Origin of the sequence: Liquorilactobacillus cacaonum DSM 21116 (assembly GCF_001436735.1) — a bacterium.
Classification (GTDB): domain Bacteria; phylum Bacillota; class Bacilli; order Lactobacillales; family Lactobacillaceae; genus Liquorilactobacillus; species Liquorilactobacillus cacaonum.
The window spans coordinates 152,211-179,103 of the sequence record NZ_AYZE01000015.1; the positions used below are offsets into that span (position 1 = coordinate 152,211).

Annotated in this window: 23 protein-coding genes and 1 tRNA gene; 5 read left to right on the plus strand and 19 right to left on the minus strand. The window is 34.8% G+C overall.

All coding sequences use genetic code 11. From position 1 onward, the window contains the following. Positions 1-14: 14 nt before the first annotated feature. Positions 15-989 (minus strand): phosphate acetyltransferase, encoded by a 975-nt coding sequence (gene pta / locus FC80_RS07400; protein WP_057829504.1) that lies wholly within the window; start codon positions 987-989, stop codon positions 15-17. 11 nt (positions 990-1,000) lie between these two features. Continuing rightward, positions 1,001-1,693: a uracil-DNA glycosylase gene (locus FC80_RS07405; RefSeq protein ID WP_057829505.1), complete on the minus strand. Its 693-nt coding sequence runs from the start codon at positions 1,691-1,693 to the stop codon at positions 1,001-1,003. Positions 1,694-1,852: 159 nt separating this feature from the next. Between FC80_RS07405 and FC80_RS07410 the strand changes: the two genes are divergently transcribed. From FC80_RS07410 to FC80_RS07420, 3 genes are read left to right on the plus strand one after another with little or no spacing between them, the layout of a single operon-like run. Then, positions 1,853-2,719 (plus strand): Cof-type HAD-IIB family hydrolase, encoded by an 867-nt coding sequence (locus FC80_RS07410; protein WP_057829506.1) that lies wholly within the window; start codon positions 1,853-1,855, stop codon positions 2,717-2,719. A gap of 36 nt (positions 2,720-2,755) precedes the next feature. Beyond that, positions 2,756-3,271, plus strand: a complete 516-nt coding sequence (locus FC80_RS07415; RefSeq protein WP_057829507.1) for an LURP-one-related/scramblase family protein — start codon at positions 2,756-2,758, stop codon at positions 3,269-3,271. 33 nt (positions 3,272-3,304) lie between these two features. Further along, positions 3,305-3,874 (plus strand): GNAT family N-acetyltransferase, encoded by a 570-nt coding sequence (locus FC80_RS07420; protein ID WP_057829508.1) that lies wholly within the window; start codon positions 3,305-3,307, stop codon positions 3,872-3,874. Between the two features lie 254 nt (positions 3,875-4,128). Here FC80_RS07420 and FC80_RS07425 read toward each other — a convergent pair whose 3' ends face one another. The 10 genes from FC80_RS07425 to rpoN all read right to left on the minus strand — a co-directional run bounded on the left by FC80_RS07425 (position 4,129) and on the right by rpoN (position 16,312). Beyond that, complete coding sequence (locus FC80_RS07425; protein WP_057829509.1) at positions 4,129-5,238, minus strand: 3D domain-containing protein; 1,110 nt, start codon at positions 5,236-5,238, stop codon at positions 4,129-4,131. A gap of 292 nt (positions 5,239-5,530) precedes the next feature. After that, positions 5,531-5,998, minus strand: coding sequence for an SsrA-binding protein SmpB (gene smpB, locus FC80_RS07430; RefSeq protein ID WP_057829510.1), 468 nt, complete (start codon positions 5,996-5,998; stop codon positions 5,531-5,533). 27 nt (positions 5,999-6,025) lie between these two features. Next, entirely contained in the window at positions 6,026-8,377 is a 2,352-nt protein-coding gene (gene rnr, locus FC80_RS07435) for a ribonuclease R (protein WP_057829511.1), read from the minus strand. A 112-nt stretch (positions 8,378-8,489) separates the two neighbouring features. Beyond that, positions 8,490-8,726, minus strand: coding sequence for a preprotein translocase subunit SecG (gene secG, locus FC80_RS07440; RefSeq protein ID WP_057829512.1), 237 nt, complete (start codon positions 8,724-8,726; stop codon positions 8,490-8,492). A 319-nt stretch (positions 8,727-9,045) separates the two neighbouring features. Beyond that, the gene (eno, locus tag FC80_RS07445; protein WP_057829513.1) at positions 9,046-10,371 is read right to left on the minus strand and encodes a phosphopyruvate hydratase; all 1,326 of its coding nucleotides are present in this window, start codon (positions 10,369-10,371) and stop codon (positions 9,046-9,048) included. A gap of 105 nt (positions 10,372-10,476) precedes the next feature. Beyond that, positions 10,477-11,232, minus strand: a complete 756-nt coding sequence (gene tpiA, locus FC80_RS07450; protein ID WP_057829514.1) for a triose-phosphate isomerase — start codon at positions 11,230-11,232, stop codon at positions 10,477-10,479. 34 nt (positions 11,233-11,266) lie between these two features. Beyond that, positions 11,267-12,457 (minus strand): phosphoglycerate kinase, encoded by a 1,191-nt coding sequence (locus FC80_RS07455; RefSeq protein ID WP_057829515.1) that lies wholly within the window; start codon positions 12,455-12,457, stop codon positions 11,267-11,269. Positions 12,458-12,558: 101 nt separating this feature from the next. Further along, positions 12,559-13,572 carry a type I glyceraldehyde-3-phosphate dehydrogenase gene (gene gap, locus FC80_RS07460; protein ID WP_057829516.1) on the minus strand — a complete coding sequence of 338 codons (1,014 nt, stop codon included), beginning with the start codon at positions 13,570-13,572 and terminating at the stop codon, positions 12,559-12,561. A gap of 61 nt (positions 13,573-13,633) precedes the next feature. Beyond that, positions 13,634-14,662, minus strand: a complete 1,029-nt coding sequence (locus FC80_RS07465) for a sugar-binding transcriptional regulator (protein WP_057829517.1) — start codon at positions 14,660-14,662, stop codon at positions 13,634-13,636. 297 nt (positions 14,663-14,959) lie between these two features. Further along, positions 14,960-16,312, minus strand: coding sequence for an RNA polymerase factor sigma-54 (rpoN, locus tag FC80_RS07470; protein ID WP_235807251.1), 1,353 nt, complete (start codon positions 16,310-16,312; stop codon positions 14,960-14,962). 64 nt (positions 16,313-16,376) lie between these two features. Between rpoN and FC80_RS07475 the strand changes: the two genes are divergently transcribed. Continuing rightward, positions 16,377-16,448 (plus strand) — tRNA-Arg (locus FC80_RS07475). Positions 16,449-16,889: 441 nt separating this feature from the next. Continuing rightward, on the plus strand, positions 16,890-17,483 hold the full coding sequence (clpP, locus tag FC80_RS07480; protein ID WP_057829518.1) for an ATP-dependent Clp endopeptidase proteolytic subunit ClpP: 594 nt from the start codon (positions 16,890-16,892) through the stop codon (positions 17,481-17,483). A 104-nt stretch (positions 17,484-17,587) separates the two neighbouring features. Here the strand turns inward: clpP and whiA are convergent, their stop codons facing one another. From whiA to FC80_RS07515, 7 genes are all read right to left on the minus strand, one after another. Then, a complete protein-coding gene (gene whiA, locus FC80_RS07485) occupies positions 17,588-18,529 on the minus strand; it encodes a DNA-binding protein WhiA (RefSeq protein WP_057829519.1) in 942 nt (313 codons plus the stop codon). Positions 18,530-18,552: 23 nt separating this feature from the next. Further along, complete coding sequence (locus tag FC80_RS07490; protein WP_057829520.1) at positions 18,553-19,572, minus strand: gluconeogenesis factor YvcK family protein; 1,020 nt, start codon at positions 19,570-19,572, stop codon at positions 18,553-18,555. Next, positions 19,569-20,453: an RNase adapter RapZ gene (gene rapZ / locus FC80_RS07495; RefSeq protein WP_057829521.1), complete on the minus strand. Its 885-nt coding sequence runs from the start codon at positions 20,451-20,453 to the stop codon at positions 19,569-19,571. The genes FC80_RS07490 and rapZ overlap by 4 nt, the downstream gene beginning before the upstream one ends. A 160-nt stretch (positions 20,454-20,613) precedes the next feature. After that, positions 20,614-21,084, minus strand: a complete 471-nt coding sequence (locus FC80_RS07500; protein ID WP_057829522.1) for an S-ribosylhomocysteine lyase — start codon at positions 21,082-21,084, stop codon at positions 20,614-20,616. A gap of 76 nt (positions 21,085-21,160) precedes the next feature. After that, positions 21,161-23,992, minus strand: coding sequence for an excinuclease ABC subunit UvrA (gene uvrA, locus FC80_RS07505; RefSeq protein ID WP_057829523.1), 2,832 nt, complete (start codon positions 23,990-23,992; stop codon positions 21,161-21,163). Positions 23,993-24,007: 15 nt separating this feature from the next. Next, on the minus strand, positions 24,008-26,011 hold the full coding sequence (uvrB, locus tag FC80_RS07510) for an excinuclease ABC subunit UvrB (protein ID WP_057829524.1): 2,004 nt from the start codon (positions 26,009-26,011) through the stop codon (positions 24,008-24,010). Between the two features lie 303 nt (positions 26,012-26,314). Next, positions 26,315-26,830 (minus strand): transcription repressor NadR, encoded by a 516-nt coding sequence (locus tag FC80_RS07515; RefSeq protein WP_235807252.1) that lies wholly within the window; start codon positions 26,828-26,830, stop codon positions 26,315-26,317. Between the last annotated feature and the right edge of the window lie 63 nt (positions 26,831-26,893).

Genomic DNA, 26,893 nt, shown 5'->3' on the forward strand with positions numbered 1-26,893 from the left:
CTTATCTTAAAACTTTATAAAGTGGCTTGCAAAGCTGTAATTATTGCAACCTTATAAACATCATCTTCATTAGCTCCACGAGACAAATCTGACACTGGTTGATTAAGTCCTTGTAAAATAGGCCCTATAGCCTCAAATCCACCTAATCTTTGTGCAATCTTATATCCAATATTTCCAGATTGTAATTCCGGAAAGACAAAAACATTGGCCTTTCCGGCAACATTTGAAGAAGGAGCCTTTTTTAATCCGACTGATTCAATAAATGCAGCATCAAACTGTAATTCACCATCAATTTGTTCCTTTGGTGCCAACGCTTTTGCTATTTTTGTAGCTTCACTAACCTTCGTAACCTCATCAGATTTAGCGGATCCTTTTGTGGAAAAGCTAAGCATTGCAACTTTAGGATCGATGTCAAACAGCCGGGCTGTCCTAATACTTTCAACTGCAATTTCAGCTAATTCTTGTTCATTAGGATTAATATTAATTGCACAATCAGCAAATAAATATCTCTCATCTCCACGTGTCATTATAAAGGCCCCACTAGTTCTTGTTGTTTTAGGCCTCGTCTTGATAATTTGTAATGCCGGTCTCACTGTATCCCCCGTTGGATGAACAGCACCTGAAACTAATCCATCAGCTATTCCCATATAAACAAGCATTGTTCCAAAATAATTAACATCTTGTAACATTTTTCTTGCTTGATCTACAGTATTTTTCCCGTTCCTTCTTTCGACAAAAGAGTTAACCATTTTCTCAAATTCTTCTTTAGGATATTTTGTAATATCTATTACTGAAACATCATTTGGTAGAATATCTAATTTGGCAATTTTTTTTATTTGTACTTCATTTCCTAGAATAACACTGTTAATAATTCCCTCATCCGCTAATCGTATCGCTGCATTTACAATTCTTTCATCATTTCCTTCAGGGAAAACAATTTTTTTCCCTTCTCCCTTAATTTTACTAATCAAATTTTCAAATAAATCCATCATAATTCCTCCTAATTAATATCTTCTGGATCCTCTGGTAATTTCCAATCAATCGGTTCTTCATCCATTGCTTTAAGTGCAAGATTTGTCTTTGAAAATGGTTTTGACCCAAAAAAACCACGATGGGCAGATAACGGGCTAGGATGGGGTGAAGCTATTACAATATTCTTTTTTTGATTAATCAACTTTATCTTATCTTGAGCAGCTTTCCCCCACAAAATAAAGATAACCGGGGTTTTTCTGTCCGACAAACTTTGAATTGCCCTATCAGTCAGCAATTCCCATCCCTTACCCCGATGGGAAAATGCTTGACCATCACGAACAGTTAAAACCGTATTTAAAAGCAAGACCCCCTGTTTGGCCCATTTCTCCAAATAGCCATGCTTAACCGGCTTATATCCTAGATCACTTTCTAATTCCTTATAAATATTTTGCAATGATGGTGGAACTTTAACTCCTGGTAAAACAGAAAAGCTACACCCATGAGCTTGTTTTGCACCGTGATATGGATCTTGGCCTAATATACAGACCTTGACTTTTGAAAATGGAGTCCATTCAAAAGCTTGAAAAATCTGAAACATATCTGGATGAATATTTTGACTTGCATATTCTTTTTTTAAAAAATTATGCAACTCTAAATAATATTGTTTTTGAAACTCGGGTTCTAAAATTTCTTGCCAATCATTATGAATAAGCGTTTTCATTTGCGACACCTCGCATTAATTTTAACATATTTATTTTTAAAAAATAATAGCTCTCATTAGTTTTTCAGCGAATTTATTTTTAAAGAATTAACCTACTAAAAAAAATCATCTATTCATGGTAAGATGTACCTAAAGATGAATTAAAATGGAGGAAAAAGGATGATAAAGATTATTGCTTCTGATATGGATGGGACTCTTCTTAACGATCGTATGGTTATTTCAAAAAAAAATGCAGCTGCTATTAAGACCGCACAACAATTAGGTGTACATTTTGTTGTTTCCTCTGGTCGCGGATATACCGAAATTAAACCACTGATTGAAGAAGCTGGTTTCAATTGTCCAATGATTACTTTAAATGGTGCACAAGTATTTGATGAAACTGGAAAACTTATAAGTTCTTCCCCGATAAATGACACACTTTCTAGTAATGTTTTACATGTATTGAAAAAGAAAGGATTATATTTTGAAATTGTAACATCAGCAGGTATTTATTCTGACAGCAAAACAAATCGTATCGAAAATTTTGCTGAATTGTTAACAAATGTCAGCCCAGAAACACCTTATAAGTTAGCTGTTTCAATGGCTGCAGCTCGTTTTGAATTGATGAATATCAATTATACCGATGATTATCTAAATATTATTGAAGATCCAGCGTTAAAAATCTATAAATTCGTAACTTTTAGTAACAAAGGGGCGAGCGATCTGGATCCAATTAGAGAAGAGCTAAAAAAATTTGACTCATTAGTTGTTACCTCTTCTTCGAGCTCAAATATCGAAATTAACCATGTAAATGCCCAAAAAGGAAAAGCTCTACAAGCATTTGCCGATTTACTGAATATTCCAATGGATAACGTTATGGCAATTGGGGACAACAATAATGATATGTCAATGTTAAAGGTTGCAGGAGTAAGTTATGCTATGGGTAATGCAATTACTGAAGTAAAGCGTACTGCCAACCGTTTAACCAAAAGCAATACGGAAGACGGCGTAGGCCTTGCTATTGAAGAAGTACTTCAAGAAAAATAAATTTTATAATTAACTAACGTAAAAGGAGGTTTTGAATTGCGCAACTTGTATGCCCACCGCTATCGTCTAAGTGCTCAAGGTGCCACTAAAATTGTTGATGAAAATTCGAAGGCAATCTACCTTGTTGTTGGCAATTGGGGAAGGCATCAAGATGTTTTATCCGTATATTCAATCTCTGGAGAGTTGTTAGCACATATAAAACAACGTGGATTCGGGGTTTTCCCCAAGTTTGAACTTTTTGCTAACAATCAAAAAGTTGGTATTCTTCGTAGAATTAATTTTGCGAGCAAAGATTTAATTCTTATTAGAGGGTTAAATTGGATAGTTACAGGTAACATTCCAAATTTCAACTACAAAATATATCAAAAAAAAGATTTAATAATGTCTCTACAAGAAGTTTTGCTAGCCTCAGGTAGTTTTTTGGAGTTAACTATTTCAAAAAAAAGTAAGGAACCACTTTGCCTTTGTATTGTAGCCATCTTAGATTATTTTGAGAACTCAACCAACAAAAAGGGCCAATTTCGTTACCGATTCCAAATTAAATATAACTAATTGAATCGGTCCATTTTAAAAGGAGCGTTTGATTTGCAAATTCGAAAAGCTACAAAAAAAGATGCACCAGCAATTGTTTCCCTATTCAATATAATTGTTGATGAAATGATGCTAGAAACAATCAAAAGAATCGACCGTTCTAAATTAAATATTGTAATCCAAAATTCATTTGAAACTCCAGAATTTTTGGGTAAATGGTCCCAGACTTATGTTGCTACAAAAAATAATTTAGTAGTCGGATTCTTATATGGCTATCCGGCTGAAAATGAAGAAAAAATGAACGATCTTATGCATTCATTTCTAAAAATTGCTGGCCTTGATTCATCGCTCAAAATATTCACCGACCTTGAAACTCTTCCAAATGAATGGTATCTAAATTCAATTGTTGTTGATCCAACATATCAAAATCAAGGAATTGGAAGTGAATTATTAGCTTTAACAAATTCAATAGTGAAAGACCAAAACATAGAAAAAATGGGGCTTAATGTTGACTGGGAGAACCCCCGCGCAGAAAAATTATATAAAAGTCTTGGATTTGAAAAAGTTGGATTTAAAATTTTGGGCAACCATAATTATAATCACCTTCAAAGAAAAATACAGTAATACTAATAATTATAGTTCATCTGCAAGTCGCTCATATATTTAGTTATGACACATCTAAATTTTTTTCAGAAAAAGTCACCTTCAGAAATCCAATCGAGAATTTTAATTACACATAACTAATCATTTTCTTGCATCAAGTATCCATTCAAATATAAAAAGAGTCCTAGGTTATAAAATACCCAGGACTCTTTTTAGTGAACTTAGAGCTATTACTTTAAATCACAGCTAGAGTTTTATTTCTCTAATAATCGAAATCAGCTTAATATTTTAACTGTTACAGTCCGTCGTCCCCAGCTATTTGCTTGTCCAACAGTTGCAAAATGAACATCAATTATGTTTCCCTTTATTGCACCACCTGTATCACCTGCAACTGTCACACCATAACCTGAAACCCAAACGATACTTCCCAACGGAATTACACTGGGATCTACTGCTATGCAATTTGGATGCTCTCTTAAATTAATACCAGTCGCACTGTATGCACTCAATCCACTTTGTTCTGTTGAATACCCAGTTGACTGCATAACAAGCGTCTTTGAGGTGCTAATATTGGTTGTAGTAGCTGTTGCCTCACTACTATTTGAAGTTGAAGATGTATTACTATTTGCATCTTCACTTTGCCTTGAGGCAGTTGTTGATGAGGTACTATTTGTTGCTTGTGTGCTATTTGCTTGCGTAGTTTGCTCAGCATTTTTTGCAGCTACTTCCTCTGCTGCACTTTCTTTTGCCCATGCAACTTTGTTTGCAAGCGTAGCTACTGTTGCTTGATTATTCTTGACAAGTTGCTTCAAAGAATTCAATGATGTGGTCATCTGATTTTTCTTGGAAACCAAACTTCTAGACTGTACGTTCAAACTTGATTGATACGTTAGCAATTGTTTTTGATCATTTTCAATCTGATTTACACTTTGCTTAACTAAACCTAAACTGTCATTATAAACAGCTTGCAGCCGTCCTAATGCAATTATATCACCCAACCACTGCGTTAAATTACTAGAGTTCTCCAAAATTTGAATGGTCGTATTTGTACCTTCCCTCAATTGAAGTTCTCTCAACCGTTCCTTTGCATCTGTAATTCTTTTTTGTTTCTCAATTTTAGCTGTAACTAGTTTTTGTTTAACAGCTGTTATTTTATCGCTCATTTCTTTTTTTTCAGTATTTAACTGCTGTATGTCTTGATATACTTGGTTTACCGCACTTATTTCATTGGATAATTGATTATTGTTATTATCCAATTGTTTTTGTGCACTATCTTGTTTTCCTTGTAAATCACTGACCGTATCAGCTGAAACACTGCTAATCATTGTTGTAACTATAAGTATCGCTATTACGCTATACTTTATACAAACACCAATTAATTTCATAAAAAATAACCCCTTTACCTAGAAATATTATACGCACTCTAATAAATTCATTGGTTGCGGGTAGCTTACAAAATGTTACTTCTATGTTTCAATATTACTATTTTCTTAAGAATTGTAATAAAATTAGGTAGAATCACAAATAATCTATTATTCTTCAATTAAAAAAGATAGCTTAACGTAATAAATAAGGTATGTTGTCAAAGATGAAATTTGAATTTCAACTTTATCATATCTTAAACGTTAAACTATCTTTTATTAGATTCATTTAGAATCTTATAACATCCTTGTATTATCAACCAAAATTCTTTAAGCTTCTTTGAATTTGTCGTTCTTGATCTTTACGCTTAATTGTTTCACGCTTATCATAATCATGTTTCCCTTTTCCAACTCCAAGTAAAACCTTTGCAAATCCACTTTTGATATATACTTTTAAAGGTACTAATGTTATCCCTTTATCTGATGTTTTTTTATCTAAATCTATAATTTGTTTCTTGTGAAGTAATAACTTTCGATTTCTTAATGGATCATGATTGAATTGATTACCTTGTTCGTATGGAGAGATATGAACATTCATTAACCATACTTCTCCATTTCGAACTTGAGCAAAACCATCCTTAAGATTTATACGCCTTGCTCGTACAGACTTGATCTCCGTTCCTGTCAAAACAACTCCAGTTTCAACAGTGTCAATTATTGTATAATCATGGCTTGCCTTCTTATTTTGAGCCAATGGTGGGATATCAATCTTCTTTTTTACCATTGTATACACTCCTAACATTACTTGCCATCAATGTCTTTTTTTTAGTTTGTCCTTAAAAGGCCGGTATCCATGCTGCTTATCATTTTTCTTAAATTGGCCTTTTTTGCCATTATCATACTTATGATTTCCTTGATATTTTTTATCATTGCCGTTTCTTCTATTAGAATTACCCTGCCCTGATTTATCAAGTAAATCCGTTTTGGGTGCATTTTCTGGATTCAACAACGTAAAATCAACTTCTTTTTGGTCGACATTAACGTTAACTAGTTTAACTCTAATTGGTTGGCCAATTCGATACGTTCGCTTACTGTGACGACCAACTAAAACCATATGTTTCTCCAAGTATTCATAATAATCGTCTTTCATTTCACTTATATGAATAAGGCCTTCAACTGTGTTAGGCAACCCAACAAACATTCCAAATTTTGTAACTGAACTAACAACTGCATCAAATTCTTCGCCAACATGATCGGCCATATATTCAGCCTTTTTCATTGCATCTGTATCACGTTCAGCATCAATTGCACGTCGTTCCATTTGAGAACTATGCAAAGCAATCTCAGGTATTTCCTGTTTATACTCTTCCCTTGACTCTTCATCAATTCCATTTTGCTCATAAAAACGAATTAACCGATGCACTAATAAATCCGGATATCTTCTAATTGGTGACGTAAAGTGAGTATAGTCCTCTGCACCTAATCCAAAATGACCTAATGGTTGATCCGAATACTTAGCTTGTTGCATTGATCGTAAAAGCATTGTGGATACCATAGCTTCTTCAGGTTTGCCAGCAACCTTCTTTAAAATTGTCTGTAACATTTTAGGCTTTACATCATTACTACTTCCTGATACTTCTATTCCTAAACTTGATAAAGCCTCAAAAAAAGATAACATTTTCTCGGCTTTAGGGGTTTCATGAATACGGTAAATAAAAGGCACCCGCAAGTGATTAAAATGTTCTGCAACAGTCTCATTTGCAGCTAGCATAAATGACTCAACCATTCTCTCACTCGTCCCACGTTCACGCAACTGGATATCTGTTGGATGCCCTTTTTCATCAACAATTATCTTCGCTTCGGTGTCCTCAAACTCAATTGCACCTCTTCTTTTCCTCATTTTGAGTAAAATTTTATGAAGCTCATTCATTGTTTCAAACATAGGTACCAAATTTTCATAACGTGCCATTGTTTTTTCATCATGTGACTCAAGAATTTTATTAATAGCAATATAAGTCATTCTCTCCGTCGTTTTAATAACACTTGGAAAAATTTTATGATTGAGCACATTACCATCAGAATCTATCTCCATTTCACAACTCATTGCCAGTCGTTCAACTTTTGGATTCAATGAACAAATTCCATTCGATAATTTGTGCGGTAACATCGGAATTACCCGATCAGTTAAATATACTGAGGTTCCACGGGAAAAAGCTTCATCGTTAAGAGCAGTGCCTGTTCTTACATAATGAGAAACATCAGCAATATGCACACCTAAATGATAATTTCCATTTTCCATTTTCCAAGCTGTAACAGCATCATCCAAATCTTTTGATTCAATACTATCAATTGTTACTAAATCCTGATTTGTCAAATCAACTCGACCAATCCGTTCACTTTCAGTAACAAAATCTGGAATTTTATCAACTTCAGCCATTACTTCGTCCGGAAACTTTGTAGGAATATCGTGTTGGTAAACTACTTGTAAGATATCAATTCCAGGATCATTGACATTACCTATAACCTTTTTTGCAACACCTTTTAGAATACCTGGTTCGTGTGCATCTGGGTAGGCAGTAATATCAGCTAAAATCACCTCTCCTGGTACCGGATTTAGTCCTTTGTCTTCAACCAAAAAAGTGTAACGTGCTAATTTACGATCCTTTAACTTAATAGTTCCAATAATTCCTTCCTCATATTGCACTGAACTATCTTTTTCGAATTCACCTACCACTTGTTCAATAGAATGTTTTACTATCCCTACAACTTTTCCTTCAGGACCTCTTCCAGTTTTTTCATCTGCTTCTCTGAGCATTATGACTTCAACTTCATCACCATTTAAAGCTGCCATTGTTTGGGTTGGATTAATAAAAAAATCAGGTGTTTCTACATCAACTGTTACAAAACCAAAGCCTCGTTCATTTGCATGAAAAACACCCTCAAATTTAGGCAATGAATCATCTTTAGCAATTGTAAATGCTCCATTTTGATTAAGTCTAATTTCCTTGTCATGTTCTAATTGAGCTAATGCTTGTACAACAAATTTAAACTGGACCGCCGTTGTCATAGCAATTGCTTCTGCAATTTCTTGAGCTTGAAAATCACGATCTGGTGATTCTCTTAATTTTTTAAGTATTTTTTCCTTAATAATATTATTTTCCATTAATTTCCTCGTTTATTTACTTGATTATCTATTATAAACTATTAATCATTATTAAAACAAAAAAAAAGCAAGCCTCCCCTAAACACAAAGTCAAACAGGAGGAATACTTTTATCAATGCGCTGAAATATAAACTAGAGCCAACGAAAGTACAAAGAAAATTATCCCTAGTACAGCCGTCACTTTCTGCATAAAAGCTTCAAATCCCCGAGGCTTTTGCTTACTAAACAAATCGGCTGCTCCACCTGATAAAGCAGAAGCCGCATTATCATTTTTTGCTGGTTGCATCATCACTGCGATAATTATTAATACAGATACAATTAATAAAATAGTTAAAATTAAATTATACAAACTTTTACCCCCTCACTCCATAGGTAATCTATATCTATTATAATGTAGCATAAAAAAAATTTTTTTTCCAGTTAGTTTTATTACTTGTGATTATTATCACCTCGTAAGTATTTCAAATTAACTACTGACTTGAGTTTTTGCATTATTTAAATAAAACTTACTTAATTCTAATTAACAATAAATACTCCTATGAATAGTTGATCTATTAAATAATTTTATTATAAAAAAAGAGACCCAGTCAAAGTAATTTTGACTTAGCCTCTCTTTTAACAAATATATTTAAAAACTATCCGTAAAATTTACAGTAATAGTTATTTAATTATTTGCTTTCAATGTCTTGACGAGCTTGCTCACTTAAATTGTAGAAAGAATGAATACCCTTATATTGGGCAACACTTTCACTCAATTGATCTTCAATTCTCATCAACTGGTTGTACTTAGCAATACGGTCTGTACGACTCATTGAACCAGTCTTGATTTGGCCTGCATTTGTAGCAACAACCAAGTCTGCAATTGATGTATCTTCAGTTTCACCAGAACGATGAGAAACAATAGCAGTATAACCAGCTTCTTTAGCCATTTCGATTGCTTCTGCAGTTTCAGTTAAAGTACCAATTTGGTTAACTTTAATAAGGATAGAGTTTGCAGCACCCATCTTAATACCTTTTTTCAAGTATTCTGTGTTTGTAACAAAGAAATCATCACCAACAAGTTGAACTTTCTTACCAAGCTTATCAGTAATTGTTTTCCAGTCATCCCAATTATTTTCATCAATAGGATCTTCGATCGAGATAATTGGATACTTATCAACTAAACCTTCAAGATAGTTAATAAATTCTTCTGTAGTGAATTCTTCACCAGTTGACCAACGTAATTTGTATTTACCAGTTTCGCCATCCCAAAGTTCTGAAGATGCAACATCAACGGCAATTGCAATATCGCTACCTGGTTTATAACCAGCAGCTTCGATTGCTTCAATCAAGAATTTCAAAGGTTCTTCGTTGTTCTCAAAGTCAGGTGCAAATCCACCTTCATCACCAACTGAAGTTACTTTGCCTGCTTTAGCAAGTAATTTTTGTAGGTTATGGAAAGTTTCTGAACCCATACGAATTGCTTCTTTGACTGTCTTTGCACCAACAGGCATAATCATAAATTCTTGGAAATCAACCTTGTTGTCAGAATGAGCACCACCGTTGATAACATTCATCATTGGTGTTGGTAAAACATGTGCGTTAAAACCACCAAGGTAGTTGTAAAGAGGCACTTGTAATTCGTCTGCAGCTGCACGAGCAACAGCAATTGACACAGCCAAAATAGCATTTGCGCCTAATTTACCTTTGTTAGGTGTACCATCTAAAGCAATCATAGCTTTATCAATAGCAACTTGGTCTGTAACTTCGTAACCAACAATCTCTTTTGCAATAAGATCGTTAACATTAGCAACAGCTTTTTCTACACCTTTACCCATGTAACGTGACTTGTCGCCATCACGTAATTCAACAGCTTCATGTTCACCTGTAGATGCACCTGAAGGAACAATTCCACGACCAAAAGCACCTGCTTCTGTGTAAACTTCTGCTTCAACTGTTGGGTTACCACGTGAATCTAAGACTTCGCGTGCATAGATCTCTGTAATACTAGACATAATATACTCTCCTTTGAGTTTTAGATTGGCTTAGGCTTTTTAAGCCCAAACCTATTTTAAGGCTTTTTCCAATCACTTTCAATCACTTAATAATTAAAAAAATGATTATTTTTTGAAATTAACTAGGCCCAAGTAAGATTCTGGAACCAATGAGGCACCACCAACAAGACCACCATCAATATTTTCCTTACTCATAAGCTCTTTTACATTAGCTGGCTTAACAGAACCACCATATTGAATACGAACTTTATCAGCAACAGTTTGATCATATAATTTGGCAACTGTTTGGCGGACTACCGCACAAATCTCTTCTGCTTGATCAGAAGATGCAGTCTTACCTGTTCCAATTGCCCAGATTGGTTCATATGCAATTACAAGGCTTGCTACTTGATCACTTGAAAGATCTTTTAAGGCAGCAGTAACCTGACCTTCAACCCATTCTTCAGCCTTACCTGATTCACGAGTTTCAAGTGACTCACCACAACAAACAATTGGTAATAAACCATTTTTAAAAATAGCATGTGCTTTTTTATTGATATCTTCATCTGTTTCATGGAAATAATCACGTCGTTCTGAATGACCAATAACAACATAATCAACTCCCATTTCTTTAAGAACTTTAGGTGAAGTTTCACCTGTGTAAGCACCTTCATCTTCAAAATAGCAATTTTCAGCAGCAACTTTCAACTCTGAACCTTTTGCAGCTTCTAAAAGAGCCGGAAGGTCCACAGCTGGTGCAGCAATCACTGACTCAACTTCACTTGAAGAAGGTAAATCATTTTTTACAGCTTTGACAAATTCAGCAGTTTGTTCTGGATTCATATTCATTTTCCAGTTTCCTGCAATAATTGGTGTGCGCACTTAAATCATCCTTTCGAATTTACTCAACTTAAAATTACTTATCTGAAACAGCAGCAATTCCAGGAAGTGTCTTACCCTCAAGATATTCAAGAGAAGCACCACCACCTGTAGAAATATGTGTCAATTGATCAGCTACACCTAGTTGTTGCACGGCAGCTGTTGAATCGCCACCACCGACAATAGTTGTTGCATCGCTAAGTGTTCCTAAGAACTTACCAACTTCAAGAGTTCCTTCAGCATAATTACTCATTTCAAACACACCCATTGGTCCATTCCAAACAACTGTCTTTGCATCTTTAAGTACATCTTTAAACAATGCAATAGACTTTGGTCCGATATCAAGAGCCATGTAGCCATCAGGAATATCACCATCAACAATTTTATTTGGAACATCATTGTCAAATTTTTCTGCAACAACTGAATCAATTGGTAATACTAATTTATCGCCAGCTTTTTCAATAATTTCCTTAGCTAACTCAATTTTATCCTTTTCAACTAATGAATTGCCAATACCCATGCCCTTTGCAGCATAGAAAGTATAAGTCATTCCACCACCAATAATAACCTTATCAGCTTTTGAAAGAAGGTGATCAATCACACCAATTTTATCAGAAACCTTTGCACCACCAAGAATTGCCACAAAAGGATGGACTGGTGTATCAACAGCATTACCTAAGAATTTAATTTCTTTTTCAAGTAAGAAACCAGCTGCAGCTTTTTCCATATTACTTGCAATTCCAACGTTTGATGCATGTGAACGATGAGCAGTACCAAATGCATCATTTACATAAAGGTCGCCAAGTGATGCCCAGTACTTACCTAATTCAGGATCATTTTTTGATTCTTTCTTACCGTCCAAATCTTCAAAACGAGTATTTTCAACTAATAAAATATCACCATCATTCATTTTATCAATTGCTTCTTCAAGTTGTGCTCCTCTAGTTGTTGGAACAAAAGTAACTGGTTTTTTAACTAAGTCAGCTAATCTTTCAGCAACCGGACGTAATGACAATTCTTTCTTATCTTCTTCAGTCTTTATACGTCCAAGATGTGAAAATAGAATTGCCTTCCCGCCATTATCAACAACATATTTAATTGTTGGTAATGCAGCAACAATACGGTTATCATTTCCGATAACACCATTTTTTATAGGAACATTAAAATCCACACGGATTAAAACTTTTTTACCCGTAACATCTAAATCAGAAACTGTTAGTTTTGCCATGAGTGTAATTCCTCCATTTTATTTAAAATAAAAAGCGAAGAGAGTTGCCTCCCCCCGCCTTGACGAACCGAATCATTTAAAAATTTAGTGTCAACTAAATCTTAAAGCATGCTAGCAAATTTTTCCAAAGTACGGATCATTTGTGCTGTAAACCCAGATTCGTTATCATACCAAGCAACAGTCTTAACAACTTGGCCTTCACCTGAACCAACAACTTGTGTTTGAGTTGGATCAAATACAGAACCAAATGTTGTACCAATAATATCTGATGAAACAATTCCATCAGCATTGTAACCAAATGATGCGTTACCTTCTGTAACTGACTTAACAGCAGCATTAACTTCGTCAGCAGTAACTACTTTGTCAAGAGTTGTAACTAATTCTGTTAATGAACCTGTGATAACTGGTACACGTTGTGCATGGCCATCCAATTTACCATTAACTTCAGGAACAACTAAGCCAAGAGCTTTAGCAGCACCAGTTGAATGAGGAATTGTGTTTGCAGCAGCAGCACGAGCGTTACGTACATTTCCACCACGATCTGGACCATCTTGTAATTTTTGTGTAGCTGTGTAAGCATGGATTGTTGTCATAGTACCAGCTTTAATACCAAAAGCATCATTCATAGCTTTTACTAAAGGAGCCAAGCAGTTTGTTGTACATGAAGCAACAGAAACAATCTTGTCATCGTTTGTCAATGTGTCATCGTTAACACCATAAACGATTGTCTTCATTTTTCCAGCTGGTGCTGAAATAAGAACACGTTTTGCGCCTGCTTCGATATGTGCAGATGCCTTTTCTTCAGATGTGTAAAAACCTGTTGATTCAAGAACTAAGTCAACACCATCGTTCTTAACCCAAGGAATGTTACGTGCATCTGCTTCTGCGTATACAGGAATTTCTTTGCCATTTACAACAAGTGCGTTGTCTGTAGCAGAGATTTCAGCATCAAATTGACCATGAGCTGTATCATACTTCAACAAGTGTGCCAACATAGCTGGAGAAGTTAAATCGTTGATAGCAACAACTTCCAAACCTTCTGAAGTTTCAGCAATACGACGGAATGCTAAACGGCCAATACGGCCAAAACCATTAATACCTACTTTAGTAGTCATACTAAAATTTCCTCCTTTAGGAAATAAAAAATTTATTTTAAAAAGTGTGTCTATATAAACACTACTCTTTTAAAATCAGATTTGCTGCCCCTTCGTCAGTGATTAAACACGTTCGTTTTGGGGCATGTTTCATGTATGCAGCAATCGCTTTTGCTTTGGACGAACCACCCGCAACTGCAATCACACATTTCATATTGGCGAGATCCTCTAATTGTAAACCAATTCTTGGAATCCTATACACCACTTTACCATGTTCATCAAAAAAACACCCAAATGCCTCACCAACCGCTTGATTTTTTCTGAGCATTTTAATAACCGATTCAGACATATCTCTTCGATTAGCCATCTTCATAGCATCACCGACACCATGAATAACAGCATCACTACATCTAATCAATTCGATTACATTTTGAATCGCTGGTTCTTTTAGTAAGGGACCAAATGCATCCTCACTAAGTTGTTCAGGTACATACAACGCTTTATGTTGACCACCAGTATGCTTTGCCATCTGGGAGCTGACAGTGTTAGCTTGAATATCGACACTTTCACCAACACCACCTCTAGCTGGTACAAATAACAATTCACGATTTTCTGCAACTTTTTTCGTGAGAGCCTTTGCAATTGTTGCCATTGTAACTCCACCCATCACAGCAATAACATTTTTCCCCTCAGGTAGCACTGAAACTAGCTGGCCTTCAACTAACTGACCCATCTCATCAACAATCTTAAATTGCTGATCAGAATCGCCCGAAACTATCATGCATTTTTCGATGCCTAATTTCTTAGAGAGCTCAACTTCTTGATGCTTTATATCTGCCAATTGATCCGTTAAGTTTCTAAGACCTTGAAGAACATCTCGACCATTTTCGGTAATAATCATACCTGACCTAGTCGATTCAAGTAACCCCTGCATCCGCAAAAAATCGGTTTCAGTTCTAAGCACTCGCTCAGTTAGGCCAAACTCTTGTGCAAGACTTCTTCGTCCGATTGGTCCCATCCAAAAGACATAGCGCAACACCATAAGACGCTGTACCATGGTTTCAACCATGTCGGGAGCGATTTTTTCAATCCATTTAAACTCCTGATGCATTACGGTTACCTTCCTAAGTGGGACTAAATACGTCCATCAGTGTCATTCTGCGACCCAGTAAATCAAAAAACAAAAAGCACAACAACAATCTATTCTTAATTGCTCTCATACCTTTATCAACAATTGCATTATAGCAATATTTCAATACCATTGCAAGTCATTAAATCTGCTTTCCTAATAGTCGGTATTAACATAGATTAATTACATTCAGGCCGATTTTTTGAATATCATTCCGAATATTATTACAAAAAAAAATAATAATATTCTTAACAAACGAACGATAAGATAAAATCTGTATTATTTTTCGTCCTTTTTATTAAACATCTCATACTTTTTTTTTCTTTCAATTGAACTACCAATCCCCATTTCTTCTCGGTATTTATTAATTGCACGTCTAGAAACTGTTATTTGTACTTCTCTTAATTTCTCACAAAGTTTAACATCTGAAAAAGGTTTTTTTAAATCTTCATCAGCAATAAACTTTCTGATATATTCCTTAATAATTTCAACTGAAATATTATTGTTTTTACTACTTATCGGTCTTCTCAAGAAACCCTTAAGTTCAAAAACACCGTAATCACAGCGTAAATATTTACCATTTACTGCCCTACTAACTGTTGATTCATGCATATCTAGTTTTTGAGCAACATCACGTAAAAGAAGTGGTTTTAATGGCCCATTCCCAGTCTCGAAAAAAGTCCGTTGTTGCTCAACAATTATTTGAGCAACCTTTACAACTGTTTGATTTCTCTGCTCAATATCTCTCACTAATTCTTGGAAGTCTTTTTTCTTTTCTTTCAGAAAATTGGCGACAGCCTGATCATCATTATTTTTGAGCTTATCATAATATTCTTTCTTAAAATGAACTGTTGGATTACTTCTCTTGGTTGCTTTAATAGAAAATTCTGAATTCTCCGCATGTCTTGTAACTATTATATCTGGGTAAACATAAGTTGTACTTTCTTGATTGAAACTTCCACCTGGACTAGCAGATAATTTTCTAATAAATTCAAAAATTTCTCTGGTTTCCTCAAGAGTGATATTCAATTCTTCCGTTATTTTCTTCCAATCATGTTCAATCAAATAATCAAATTTCTTTTGCACAACTTCATATGTTTTTTGAGGTACGTCTTTTGCATCTTGAATTTGTAAAAGCAAACATTCTTGTAGCGATCTCGCTCCAACACCTGGCGGATCCAGTTGTTGCAACAACGTCAACGCATCCAACAACACTACTTTCTCAACCTTGGTACGTTTAATTAGTTCATCAAAGTCAATTTTCAAGTACCCATTTTGATCAACTTGGCCTGCTAGATAAATGACCCAACTTCTTAAATCAGTTTTACGCATCGTTAATTTTATTTGTGCAATTAAATAATTGTATAGTGACTGCTTTTTTATATCTGAGTTAAATTCAAATTGTTGTATGCTTGACTGTGAATTTTTTATACCACTAATCTCCCCAGTGTATGTGAAAGAGTCTTTAATAAAGATGAACGGATTGTCTAACTCTTTTTGCTTCAAAAAACTTACTAAATCTTCACTACTATATCGTAATAATTGGATTGATTGTTGCATTTGTTGAGTCATAGCAAGTTTTTGGACTTGTTTTTGAATCTGTCCATATCCTAATTTTTGATTTTCTTGCACACCGTTCACCTACTTTTTTTGACTTGTAAAATTACCAATTTTCTTGTAAAATAGTACGAGTATCGCACCGCTAGTGTAATGGATATCACACAAGATTCCGGTTCTTGTAATGTGGGTTCGACTCCCACGTGGTGCATATATGATTTACATTAATTATGATTCATCATCAAAGCCTTAATATTAAAGGCTTTTTTATTTTGTATCTCGATAAACTTTCACTTAATTTTTAAAAGATGTAAAAAAATGTAAGTTATAAGCACTTCATATCAAGTCCAAGAAAACACTTTCAATTATACATTTTAACATTCTCTATACAAATATCCAATTCATATGTAGCTTAGATAATATTTATATATATCCCAATTCCTGCTTTAAAATGTAATTAAATGTAATTATAAGTTATTATTATTTTGGAATAATTCATTCATAAAAAAGGGCTTTTAAAAAAATTTCCCCATATTCATCTTTAAGCTCACTTTTTATTTGACCTTTTTTGACCATTAAGTTAAACTAGCAATACAATCGTTTGAGTGCTACACTTAAAACGTAGATAAAACAATGAGGGGGTCGATGTTCAATGAATTTAGTTCCTACTGTTATTGAACAATCAGCACAAGGTGAACGTGCTTATGATATTTATTCAAGGCTTTTAAAGGACCGTATTATAATGCTTTCTGGTGAAGTTAACGATGATATGGCTAATGCGATTATCGCTCAATTGCTTTTTTTGGACGCACAAGACGCAGAAAAGGATATTTACATTTATATAAACTCTCCTGGTGGTAGTGTTTCTGCAGGATTAGCAATTTACGATACAATGAACTTTGTGAAAGCAGATGTTCAAACAATTGTAATGGGCATGGCTGCATCAATGGCAAGTGTTTTATCAACGGCCGGAACAAAAGGAAAAAGATTTGCTTTGCCAAACTCAGAAATTATGATTCATCAACCTTTAGGTGGGGCTCAGGGACAAGCGACCGATATAAATATCGCTGCTGAACACATTTTAAAAACACGCAAATTAATTAATAAAATTTTGGCAGATGGTTCTGGTCAAGATATTGAAACAATCAATCGAGATACAGAACGTGATAACTTCATGACAGCACAACAAGCTGTTGAGTACGGTTTGATTGATGGTATTATGGAGAATAAGAAGAACCTTAAATAAGGGGTTTGATTCTATAAAGGAATAGGCTATGTCAAAATAAATTTTGACATAGCCTATTTTTACTGTAAAACACTTTTAAAACAATCCTATTAACAAATTCATATTTAACTTAATATTTCACCTTGCCTTAATTGTTCCGCCAATTCGTTCAACTTTCGCAAACGATGGTTGACACCTGATTTCGAAATTGGGCCATTTTCAACCAAATCACCTAATTCTTTAAGACTAACTTCTGGATGTGCTAATCTTGCACGTGCAATATCTTGAACTTTGGGAGGTAATTTATTGATGCCAAAATTATTGTCGATAAATTCAATATTTTCAATCTGATGTTTAGCAGCATCTGCCACTTTATTCATATTTGCATTTTCACAATTAACAATACGGTTAACTGAGTTTCTCATATCACGCACAATTCGAATATCCTCAAATTTTAACATTGCACTTGTAGCACCAATTAATGACAAAAAATCAGCAATTTTTTCAGCCTCTTTTAAATAAGTTATGTAGCCGCTACGCCTTTCAGTTTTCCGAGCATTCAACCCATACCTATTTACTAAATCACAAATTACATCATTTTGCTCTTCATATAACGAATAGATTTCAAGATGATATCGACTTGTTTCAGGATTATTGACAGATCCAGCAGCCAAGAAAGCACCTCGTAAATAAGACCGCACTTTGGCATCATCCGCTAAAAAGTCAAGTGGCACACCGGTTTTTAATTGAAATCCATCCAAAATATCAAGATCATTTAAAACCTGTTCACTTCCTGTTTTTAAACGCACAATATAAAGATTATTCTTTTTTAACTTCATTTTTCGTCTAACTAAGAGTTCACTTTCAACATCATAGAACTTCTTCAAAAGTTGATATATGCGCCTAGCAATTGCTGGATTTTCTGTCTGAACATTTAACACAAAATGATGGTTTGCAAGACTTAAAGACCCATTCATTCGAATTAATGCCATTAACTCTGCCTTAGCATTTCCAAAATGAACTTCGAGTGTTGTCAATTCCTTTTTAACATCACTAGCATAAGACATGCGAACCACCCCCTTTTCAATTCTTAATTTAATTCACTATCTTTCCATGACAACGGTCGGCTTGTTAATCCAAGTAATTCGCTAACGACTTGTTCTCCATTATGAAAAACACCATGATTTCTGAGTTCCAAAAAATTATTGGAAACCACTCTACAACCTAAATCTCGTAAACCATTAAAATCATGCTTGACTTGGAATAAATACTCATCATATTTTTGTTGATCCATATAATCCGCAGGAACTGGTTCAGTATTCACTAAAACTGTATCTATAAAATTCATCCCCAGATGTCGATTTAATACACGTATGTGATCAGCATCCGTAAAATGTTCCGTTTCTCCTTTTTGTGTCATAATATTGCAAATATAAATTACTTCTGCATTCGTTTTGCAAACAGCCTCTCCAACATTTGAAATCATCAAATTTGGCAAAATACTTGTAAACAGACTGCCTGGTCCAAGCACAATTTGATCAGCCTCCATAATAGCATTTATTACTTCTGGCACTGCTTCTGGCATGTTATCGGACATTCCCGAAACCCAAACCCTGTCTATTGTTTTTCCAGCAGCCGAAATTTCAGATTCTCCTGCCAATGTTGAACCATCTGTAAAGCATGCATTAAGTACTAAAGGTTCATTTGAAGCCGGATAAACATTTCCTTCAACCTTCATTAATTTTGTCAATTCTTGGACTGCACTGAATATTCCAGTATCATTCATCTCTGAAAGAGCTGCAATAATCAAATTACCGATTGCATGTCCAGAAAAAAATTGGTCTTTTGAATTAAAACGATATTGAAATATATTCTTATAAATTTCCGGTAAATCAGAAAGAGCCACCAGAACATTTCTAATATCACCTGGAGGTACAACGTTAATATAATCTCTAATAATTCCAGAAGAACCCCCATCATCTGCTACAGTTACAACGGCTGTAATATCAGCTTTTTTTTTCCTCAAAGCTTTTAAGATAACTGGAAGCCCAGTTCCCCCACCAATCACAACAATATTAGGTCGCTTTTTTCTTAACAAATACTTTGTCATGATCGATTTACAGTCTCCTTTCTTTTTGCAATATCTCGATGTGAAATTCGCACCGGATTATCTTTTTTTAAAGCCTTGCCAATTCTTTCAGAAAGAGCCACAGAACGATGTTGTCCACCAGTACAACCAATCGCAATTGTCAAACTTGTCTTACCCTCATCTTTATAACCAGGAATGACAGTCTCAAGCATTGTCACAAACTGTGTGTAAAAAGACTCGGTCTTATTTGATTTCATTACATAATCATAAACCTCTTGATCAAGTCCAGTCTTTTTTTTCAACGATTCAATATAATAGGGATTTGGCAAAAAACGCACATCCATCACAATATCTGCATCAATTGGTACGCCATACTTAAATCCAAAGGACATCACTTGAATATGAAAAGGCGTCTGTGCGTTGGTTTCAAAATTACGAAAAATTTCTTCACGCAACTGCCTAGGAGTCAACTTACTTGTATCAACAACAAATTGAGCCTTCATCCGCATATCACGTAACAAATCTCTTTCCAAATTGATACCATCCATTAAACGTCCTTCCATCGCTAGCGGATGTGAACGTCTTGTTTCTTTATAACGCGCTACCAATTCTTCATTAGATGCATCTAAAAAAAGTATCTTCGTATCAATTGTTTCATCATTTCCTAAATTTCTTAATAATTCTATTATTTCGTCATAAAATGCTCGTGATCTTAGGTCAATTACTAATGCAATCTTATTTATTTTTCCAGATTCGCGAACTAGCTCCCAAAACTTTGGTAACAATGAAGGTGGCATGTTATCAATACAAAAGTAACCTAAATCTTCAAAACTTTGTACCGCAACTGTCTTACCTGCACCACTCATTCCAGTAACCACAACAAGTTTCAATGGCTTTTTCATCTATATAACCCTCCACTAATTATCCTTTCGCCATTATAACATACCGGGCATGTCATAGCGATTTTTTTAAGATTCAGACTTGAACACTTATTCAAAAAAACGAGATAAGATCAAGTTAAATTGACCTAATCCCGCTTTTTTAAGGCTATTCTTTACTTAATTAAATTACTTTACGTTCAAAAGGATCTGATGAAATTCCTTCTGCAAGAATCTTCTTGCACCATTCTTTTGCTGAAAACAGTGAATGATCCCGATAATTGCCACAACTCTTGATATCAGTACCTTGTACATCGTCCCAAGTTGATTCCACAATTTGTTCCAATGATCCCTTTAAAGCTTTTGCAACATCAGCTGTATCCTGTTCACCCCATACAATCAAATGAAACCCAGTTCTGCAACCAAAAGGAGAACAATCAATTACACCATCCATTCGATCACGTAAATAACCAGCTAACATATGCTCAATTGTGTGCAATCCTGCAGTCGGTATTGCATTTTCATTTGGCTGAACAAGACGCAAATCGTAATTTGAAATCTTATCGCCCTTTTTCCCTTCCTCAACTGTAATCAAACGAACATAAGGTGCCTTAACCGCTGTATGATCCAGTGCAAAGCTTTCAACTTCTGCCATCTATCCAACACACTCCATTCTAAGATATTTACTCTTTAACTCTAGCATTTTAACTTCAAAAAGCAATACCTACCTATCAACTCTTAAGCTTATTTAACATTACTTTTAAATACTTTCCTGTATAACTTCTAGAATTTAGGACCAATTGTTCAGGTGTACCTGTGCCAACAATTGTGCCACCACCTTCTCCTCCTTCTGGTCCTAAGTCGATCAAATAATCGGCTGTTTTTATAACATCAAGGTTATGCTCAATCACCAAAACTGTGTTCCCTAATTCAACTAATCGTTCCAAAACCTTTAGTAAATTTTTAATATCTTCCGTGTGTAGTCCGGTTGTTGGCTCATCTAAAATATAAAATGTTTTCCCATTTGACTTACGATGCAACTCAGATGCTAACTTCATTCGTTGCGCTTCTCCGCCTGATAAAGTTGTAGCTGGTTGCCCAAGTTGGACATAACCTAGTCCAACATCAACTATCGTTTGTAATTTACGCTTAATTTTAGGAATTGCTGCAAAAAACTTTAGCCCTTCGTCAACTGTCATCTCTAATATTTGTGCAATATTTTTGCCTTTATATTCAATTTCAAGTGTTTCTGAATTATACCTAGCTCCATGACAGACCTCACAAGGAACATAAACGTCAGGCAAAAAATTCATCTCAATTTTAATAATTCCATCACCCTTGCATGCCTCACAACGTCCACCCTTAACATTAAAACTAAATCGGCCTTTGGTATATCCATGAAGTTTGGCAGCATTTGTTTGTGAAAATAAATCTCGTACATCATCAAAAACACTTGTATAAGTGGCAGGATTACTCCGTGGTGTACGGCCAATTGGGCTTTGATCGATGTCGATAACTTTCTCAAGCGCTTCTGTCCCACTTATATTATTGAATTTACCAGGCTTTTCAGAATTATTATTTAACTTCTGTGCCAACGCTCGTTTCAAAATCGTATTGACCAATGTTGACTTGCCAGAACCTGAAACCCCAGTAACTGCAATGAAAGAACCTAATGGAAAATCAACATCGATATTTTTTAGATTATTTTCGCTGGCACCTGTTATTGTAATAATCTTTCCATTACCACTACGCCTTTTTTGAGGAATAGGAATAGATTTTTTTCCTGATAAGTATTGCCCGGTTAGTGACTTATTATTTCTGGCAACCTGCTTTGGTGTACCTGCAGCCATCACTTCTCCACCCTTGTCTCCTGCACCTGGTCCAATATCAATCAAATAATCGGCAGCTCGCATTGTATCTTCATCATGTTCGACAACAATCAATGTATTCCCAAGGTCTCGCATTTTTTTCAAAGAATCAATGAGTCGATCATTATCTCGTTGATGCAACCCGATTGAAGGTTCATCAAGAATATAGAGTACTCCTGAAAGATTTGATCCAATCTGTGTTGCAAGTCGAATTCTTTGAGCTTCCCCGCCGGAAAGTGTCCTTGCAGAGCGGCTAAGTGTTAAATATGCTAAACCGACATTAATCAAAAATGTTAAACGATCCTTAATTTCCTTTAAAATAGGTTTAGCAATCATCTCATCTTTTGAATTAAACTCTAATTTTTCAAAAAAATCTAGACATGCCTGTATATTAGTTTCCGAAACTTGACCAATATGTTGGCCACTAATTTTGACAGCCAGTGCCTTTCGATTTAGACGATATCCGTGACAAGATTGACATGTTAAACTTGTCATGTACTTGCGCATTACGTCTCTGGTAAAATCACTGTTAGTTTCATGATAACGCCGCTCAATATTTAAAATAACCCCTTCAAACTTTGCATCAACATCTCTTACACCACCGAAATCGTTCTCATAATGGAAATGAAATGTTCGTTCTCCACCACCATACAATATTATTTTACGATCTTTTTCAGGTAGCTTATTAAAGGGTGTATCCATATCAATTCCAAAAGATGCACACATCTGTTCAAGCATCGCTGGATAGTATTGCGAACTAATGGGATTCCAAGGCTCAATTGCCCCCTCATGTAAAGTTTTAGTGACATCTGGTACCACCAAATCCTGATCGACTTCTAACTTCATTCCCAATCCATCACATTCAGTGCAAGCTCCAAATGGTGCATTGAAAGAAAATAGCCGTGGCTCTAATTCACCAATTGTAAAACCACAATATGGGCAAGCAAAGTTTTCCGAAAACTGCAAAATCTTATTATCGCCAATATCAGCACTTGCATAACCATCAGACAAACGTAGTGCGGCTTCAAAGGAATCAAACAGCCTCGATCTTATCCCTTCTTTAACAACGATTCTATCAACAACAATTTCAATTGAATGTTTTTTATTCTTATCTAAATCTAACTTTTCTTCTACATCCAAAATTTCCCCATCTACACGAACACGAACAAAACCATCACGTTTTATTTTTTCGAAAACTTTCTTGTGTTGTCCTTTTTTTTCACGAATAATTGGTGAAAGAATTTGAACCTTGGTTTTCTCAGGTAATGCTAAAATTCTATCCACCATTTGTTCAGGTGACTGACTAGTAATTTCTTGCCCATCATTTGGACAAAAAGGCGTCCCAACTCTTGCCCATAATAAACGTAAATAATCATTTATTTCAGTCACAGTTCCTACTGTTGATCGCGGATTCTTGGATGTTGTCTTTTGATCAATTGAAATCGCTGGTGATAAACCATCTATCGAATCAACATCTGGTTTATCCATTTGTCCAAGAAATTGACGTGCATACGCAGATAAACTTTCAACATATCGTCTTTGCCCTTCAGCGTATAAAGTATCGAATGCAAGTGAACTTTTACCTGATCCTGATAACCCAGTGATAACAACTAATTTATCTTTTGGAATTGTAACATCAATATTTTTAAGATTATGAGCACGCGCACCATGAATAACAATCTTATTTTGTACCAAAATATAACCTCTTTTCTATTTTATTTGTGCTTTAAGATCTATAATTGTGTCACGTAATGTGGCAGCTTGTTCAAAATCAAGTTGCTTTGCTGCAGCTCTCATCTGTTCTTCTAATTTCGTTAACATTTCTTTTTGATCAGCTTTTTCCATATCATAAAATTCAAGCTCTGTAAATGACTGCTGTTTTTTTGCACCTTCAGCTGGCTTAGTAATTGAAATTAAATCCCTTACCTTTTTCTTGATTGTCTTTGGAACAATGTTGTGTATACTGTTATATTTTTCTTGGATTGTTCGTCTGCGTTTTGTTTCATCAATTGCGGCTTGCATTGAATCAGTAATCTTATTAGCATACATAATTACACGTCCATTTTCGTTACGTGCAGCCCGCCCAATTGTTTGAACTAATGAACGTTCACTTCTCAAAAAACCTTCTTTATCTGCATCGAGAATTGCAACAAGTGATACTTCGGGTACATCTATACCTTCTCTCAATAAGTTAATTCCAACCAAAACATCAAATACACCTAAACGTAAATCACGCACAATTTTTGTTCTTTCTAATGTTTTGATGTCAGAATGTAGATACTTTACTTTAATTTGTAATTCTTTTAAATAGTCGGATAAATCTTCTGCCATTTTTTTAGTCAATGTTGTTACAAAGACTCTTTCTTTTCGTTCAATTCGCTTATTAATTTCCCCAACCAAGTCATCCATTTGTCCCATTATTGGTCGAACTTCAATTAATGGATCTAACAACCCCGTTGGTCGAATAATTTGTTGCACAACATTATTAGTTTGTTCGTATTCGTATGGCCCAGGTGTTGCAGACATATATATGACTTGACTCACATGTTTTTCGAATTCCTGTAAAGTTAGTGGACGATTATCAATTGCACTTGGTAACCTAAATCCATAGTCAACTAACATTTGTTTTCTTGCCCTATCTCCATTATACATTCCTCTAACTTGAGGCATAGTAACATGAGATTCATCAACAACTATTAAAAAGTCTTTCGGGAAAAAATCAAGTAACGTATAAGGAGGTTCACCAGGTTTTCGTCCATCCATATGTCTAGAGTAGTTTTCAATTCCAGAACAGTAGCCCATTTCACGCAACATCTCAATATCATAAGTTGTTCGTTGCTCAAGACGTTGTGCTTCAAGCAATTTATTATTATCTCTCAACTGAATTAATCTTTGCTCAAGTTCATCTTGAATACCGCTAATGGCTTTTTCCATTACGTCTTCATTTGTCATAAAATGAGTAGCCGGAAAAATTGAAACGTGCTCTCTTTCTGCTACTATTTCACCTGTAAGAGCATCAACTTCACGAATTCGATCGATTTCATCTCCAAAAAATTCGATACGCAATGCTCGTTCATCACGAGATGCTGGGAAAATTTCAACTATATCTCCATGCACTCTAAATCTTCCACGTTGGAAATCAATATCATTACGTTCAAATTGGATATCTATTAACTGTCTTAAAAGTGTATCTCTTTCTAATTCTTGGCCCACTCTAAGTGAAAGAGTATGTCTTTGATACTCATTTGGATCACCTAGTCCAAAAATTGAAGATACTGATGCAACCACAATTACATCATTTCGTTCTAACAAAGAACTCGTCGCTGAATGTCTTAATTTATCAATCTCATCGTTAATGCTAGAATCTTTTTCAATATAAGTATCACTGGATGGCACATATGCCTCTGGTTGATAGTAGTCATAATAGCTAACGAAATACTCCACTGCATTATTAGGAAAGAATTCTTTGAACTCACCATATAATTGGCCTGCTAAAGTCTTATTATGTGCTAAAACAAGGGTTGGCTTATTAACATTTTTTATTACATTAGATATTGTAAAAGTTTTACCTGTTCCAGTTGCTCCCAAAAGAATTTGTGCCTTTTCTCCCTTTAAAATTCCTGAGGAGAGTTTCTCAATCGCTTTTGGTTGATCACCTGTCGGTTTATAAGCAGAAATTAGATCAAACTGATGGTTGTTTTGTCGTTCAATCAATTATTTTACCCCCTAATTTAATAAATGAAAAAAGCGTCGATGTTAGTCTAATTAACCTACATCACGCCCATTTATTTTATCATATCGAACATACTTTCGCACGTTTTTAAGAATTCCTTTTTGAATATCTACGAATTATTTTAGCGCTTAATCGTTTAAATCATTTTGTCGAAAAAATATTATATAACTTCAAATATTTCAATCTAATTCAAATTTCAGGTATCTTTTTAAAATACTACTAAACACTCTCGAAAACAAAGTATCTCCTTCAATGACTGACATCATTACTATTTGCGAAGAACTCTAGTCTTGGTATAGAAGATTTATCTTTGCTAAAGCCTGTTTGATTTCACTAAACTCTGATTCATTATTACAAATAATATTATGCAAATGAACACCTTGGGTCAAACTTGATAATAGATGGTGGTTGCCATTTTCTGCCCTACTCATAAAATCATTAATATCTTGTAAAGTCGCAATCCCAAGTGATCCAACAATTTGTCCATATAAATTGTGATCTACTATCACATCTTCAATTTCGCCACCCAAGTTAACAATCGTCTCAAGTTCTAACCTTGTTTCTCCAATTGTATGTTGACATACAATTAATCCATGGTAACGCGAATTTCTCAGTTGGTATTTATATCCATTAACTGTTGCCGTAATTGGTTCACCTTTTGCCCTAAGCAAGGCAATATCTCCTACAATTGTTTGCCTTGAAACATTATATTTTTTTGCTAACACAGTTGCACTTATTAAACTTGAATTTAATAAATCATCTTTGATGCTTAATCGTCTTTGTATATTATTATTTTTCAAAAACCCACCCACTTCTCTAAAATAAAAAGGCTAAGTCATAATTACCTTATGTCCCAGTCCTTT